This window comes from Xanthomarina sp. F2636L (assembly GCF_026410195.1).
GTDB lineage: Bacteria > Bacteroidota > Bacteroidia > Flavobacteriales > Flavobacteriaceae > Xanthomarina.
The window spans coordinates 1-3,972 of the sequence record NZ_JAPMLM010000060.1; the positions used below are offsets into that span (position 1 = coordinate 1).

General features: G+C 31.0%; 4 protein-coding genes. All 4 read left to right on the forward strand.

What is annotated here, in order from left to right:
* Positions 1 to 520 precede the first annotated feature (520 nt).
* The 4 genes from OS191_RS05305 (at position 521) to OS191_RS05320 (ending at position 3,958) form a co-directional block, all read left to right on the forward strand.
* Positions 521 to 1,204, forward strand: a complete 684-nt coding sequence (locus OS191_RS05305) for a hypothetical protein (protein ID WP_267154682.1) — start codon at positions 521 to 523, stop codon at positions 1,202 to 1,204.
* A gap of 165 nt (positions 1,205 to 1,369) precedes the next feature.
* Positions 1,370 to 2,092 carry a hypothetical protein gene (locus tag OS191_RS05310; protein WP_267154683.1) on the forward strand — a complete coding sequence of 241 codons (723 nt, stop codon included), beginning with the start codon at positions 1,370 to 1,372 and terminating at the stop codon, positions 2,090 to 2,092.
* A 139-nt stretch (positions 2,093 to 2,231) separates the two neighbouring features.
* A complete protein-coding gene (locus OS191_RS05315) occupies positions 2,232 to 2,999 on the forward strand; it encodes a hypothetical protein (RefSeq protein WP_267154684.1) in 768 nt (255 codons plus the stop codon).
* Between the two features lie 164 nt (positions 3,000 to 3,163).
* Entirely contained in the window at positions 3,164 to 3,958 is a 795-nt protein-coding gene (locus tag OS191_RS05320; RefSeq protein WP_267154685.1) for a cation efflux transmembrane domain-containing protein, read from the forward strand.
* The last annotated feature ends 14 nt before the right edge of the window (positions 3,959 to 3,972 follow it).

Consider the following 3,972-nt stretch of genomic DNA (forward strand, 5'->3'; position numbering starts at 1 on the left):
CGTTACCTAAAATTGCTCCGAAATTGTAACTCCAAACAAAATAAATTCGTAAAAAGAAAAATTGTAAGATTCTTACTCTTGCGGAATTTTAGCCGGATATTAAATTAAATTAATTCAAAAAAAATTTAAATAAATAAGTCCAAAACAGCATTTTAAAATATTGTTTTTCAAAATAAAATAAATAAAGTAAAATGATGCATTTAGTTTTTTAAGAGAAATAATCTATCACGGAATTTCTTACTCAAACTCGCTGTATGTGATTACTCAAACTCGCTTTATGTGATTACTCTTACTTCAACAAACTAAAAAAACTTGCTTACTCTACTCTGTCGCAACTATTAGGTAACAACGTGTATGTTTTATTGCTAGGTTCTAGTCTGCTTACGAAAATCCTACGGATTTTCGCTTGGTTTGTTTTCTTTTTGCTAAATTAGATGCTTGAAAACGCAACAAAGCATACACAAATACGTTATGTGCAAAACGAAAAACCCAGCATAAATTGAAAAACTTTATATTTTTAATGTTTTCATTCCTATTTCTTAATAATACGTGTGAAGAACCTAATCTCATTACTCTGCATAATGAAAAGACCGAAAATGATGTTGCTGACTTTAAATGGATTTTAAAAGTGGAGAAACTGCATTCAAATTATATCGAATTTGAAATCATAAAATCAAAAGAAATAAATAATGGACTTTTTGATGTTCTGAATGAATTTGAAAAAGGGGTTGATTATGCTGATTTTATAGAAATCAAAGCAGGAAAGAAGCTATGTAGATTAAAATCTAATTCCATTAGTGAGTTTGAAACTGGCAATTTATACTATACAAAAGTTTATAGTGATGAAACGGAAGTTTTCTTTTCTCGAAGTAATTTTTATAATATTCGGGAATTTGTTAATCAGGAAAGTACAATTAATTCCAAAATTTCAGCCCTGTCTTCTACAGGTTGGGCTATTGAAAAACAGTTGAAATTCACTTATAAAACACTCTTGAAAGAAGTTGAAATTACAGATTTTTTAATGAACAACAACGAAAGTTACGATGAGTTAATTTTATTAGAAATAAAATCCGAATTTAGAAGTATAGTTGGTAGAACAAAAAAGGAGGATATTGATGTTAATAAACTACAAACCGAATTAAAAAAAAAGTTAGAAGCAAAATTAACAGGAATAGATATTATTGAAATAGAATTGAAAGATTGAAAAAAGTTCTGCACATAACACTGTGTATAAAAAATGCTTATTTTAGTGCCTAATCAAAAGGAAAGTGCGTGTTTGCTTTCATCTGATTTTCGTTCCGAAAATCCGCTAACACAAACACGCACTTTTCATACACGAAACCGTTAGCTGTAATTTAAACCAACTTTTGTGGTAAAAAAGAAAGACATCGAAAAATTAATTGTTCAGAACAAAAAAAGTAATCTGACAAACCATTGGAACGATGCATTTCACTACAATACAACAAAATACAGTGGAGAAATTAAACGGAATGAACTTTTGATTTGGCGTTCATCTCATTTTCTGCGTGGTGCTTACCCAATATTCCATCTGACTTTTAACCAAAACGACGAACTGAACGGAATAAGGACAGAGAAAAACCCTTATAACAAACTGCTGAATAAAATAACAATCGGATTTTTAATTGTATTGATTTCAGGTTTGTTCCTCTCAACTGACTTTAAAATGGCAGTAATTGGAACAATCGGACTTTTAGTCATTGGACTTTTATTACGTTTGGTTTTGGGAAAGTCAAAAAAATACGAAACCAAACTTCTGACTGACGAACTGAAAGAAGCCATTCAGAATATTGAGCTAAAAAATAACTCTGAATTGACCAACAAACCTAAATCTGAATTAAAACAGGATAAGGTTAAAGAGTGGACTTTTGCGAAAATCTTGACAAGAATTATACTATATCCATTCTGTCTATTTATTCTATATCTATGTATTCAAATGATTTTAAATCCCGACCCAAATCACCCAAGACAAAGACCTTTAGGTATTTTTGGAATTATAGTTGTTGGCGGATATTTAATAGCTGACATAACAATTATTGTGAAAAATTTAATGAAAAATAAAAACTACAGCTAACAACGTGTATAATTCATTGCTTCTGATTTTCCTTTCGGAAAATCCTCGCGCTGAATTATCGCCTTTGTTTTTTTACTAAATTAGTTGCTGAAACACGCAACGAAATCATACACAAACCGTTGGGCACAATTAAAACCAAATGAACAAACTTTTCATTTTACTTTTTTCAATTTCATTAATTGGTTGCTGTCGAGAACCAAAATTGTTGAATAATGGGCTAACTAAAAGTGCAAGTCAAATAACGGAATATACTATTATGGTAAAACGTGACTCTGTAAATAATGAAACTCGAGATACTTTAATGGTTAGAAATAAACTTTACAACAATAACGACCAAATAATAAATCTGAATCAAAAAACACTATTTGACAATGAAAAAATGGAAATTGATTACAGTTATAACGAGTTAGATAAAATTAAAAGAGAAGTTGTTAAAATGTCAACTGACAGTTTACCATTCATAGTCGATTACATTTATAAAGATACTTTACTTTATCAAGCCAAAGGCATTGTAAACTATCCAAATGAGAAATTTGAGCAAATCGAAACTTACTATTACCGAAAAAATAACTCAAAAGACAAATCTATATCAACTCAAATTTTCATCGATTTAGAGTCTTCAGATACAATAAGGAATTCAATTTCAACAACCTATTTTGATAAAAACGAAATAGCGACTAAAATTGAAACTGTCCATAAAACGGACTCAAAGCGGAACCGAAAAATAGTTTATGAATACAATTGCCAAAACCTAATCGGACTAAAAGAATTTAACGGAAATGACTCATTGATTTCAACGCTTAAATACGAGTACGACTTTGATAAGTTTGAGAATTGGACTTCAAAAAGAATTTACGAAAATGAAAAATTAGATAGGATTATAATAAGAGAAATAAAATATAAATAACTGTGCCCAACACCGGCTATAGTTCATTGCTTCTGACTTTCCTCTCGGAAAGTCCTCGCAAATTTGCTATCTTCGGTTTACGGCGGAAAATCCTCGCGGATTTTCACGCAACGAAACCATAGCCAAACACGTTGTGGTTAATGTCAAAAAAACCGAGAAACTAAATGAATAAAACAATATTTGAGATTACCAAAATGGACTGTCCTTCAGAGGAAAATCTAATCCGAATGAAATTAGACGGAATCTCAAGTATTGCAAATTTGGACTTTGACATTCCCAACCGAAAACTGACTGTTTTTCACAGCGGAGAAACTGACCAAATTGAAAAATCAGTTCTTGAACTAAATTTAGGCGGAAAGAAAATATCGACTGAACAAACTGACCAAACGGAATTTAATGAAAATGCAAACCAGAAAAAACTACTTTGGACTGTCCTCGGAATAAATTTCGCATTTTTCCTAATCGAAATGACAACAGGAATAATCTCAAAATCAATGGGATTGGTTGCAGATAGTTTGGATATGCTTGCCGACAGTTTCGTTTACGGAATCAGTTTGTTTGCAGTTGGTGGTACTTTGACAAGAAAAAAACGGATTGCCAAACTTGCTGGATATTTTCAAATAACACTTGCGATTATTGGATTTGTCGAAGTTTTAAGGAGATTTTTAGGAGACGAGAAACTTCCCAACTTTTCGACAATGATAATTGTGTCGATTTTTGCACTTATTGCAAACGGTATTTGCCTTTATATTTTACAAAAGTCAAAAAGTAAAGAAGAGGCTCATATGAAAGCAAGTATGATTTTCACTTCAAATGATGTGATTATCAATTTGGGAGTTATTATTGCGGGACTTTTGGTAAATTGGTTGAGTTCAAGCAAACCTGATTTGATTATCGGAACAATTGTTTTTGCATTGGTAATTCAAGGAGCATTTCGGATTTTGAAATTAAGTAAGTGAACTAAAAAAGCACT

Excerpts from the sequence above, each read along its gene's own strand:
- OS191_RS05305 (WP_267154682.1), top strand. The coding sequence starts at position 521 with ATGTTTTCATTCCTATTTCTTAATAATACGTGTGAAGAACCTAATCTC.
- OS191_RS05315 (WP_267154684.1), top strand. The coding sequence starts at position 2,232 with ATGAACAAACTTTTCATTTTACTTTTTTCAATTTCATTAATTGGTTGC.
- OS191_RS05320 (WP_267154685.1), top strand. The coding sequence starts at position 3,164 with ATGAATAAAACAATATTTGAGATTACCAAAATGGACTGTCCTTCAGAG.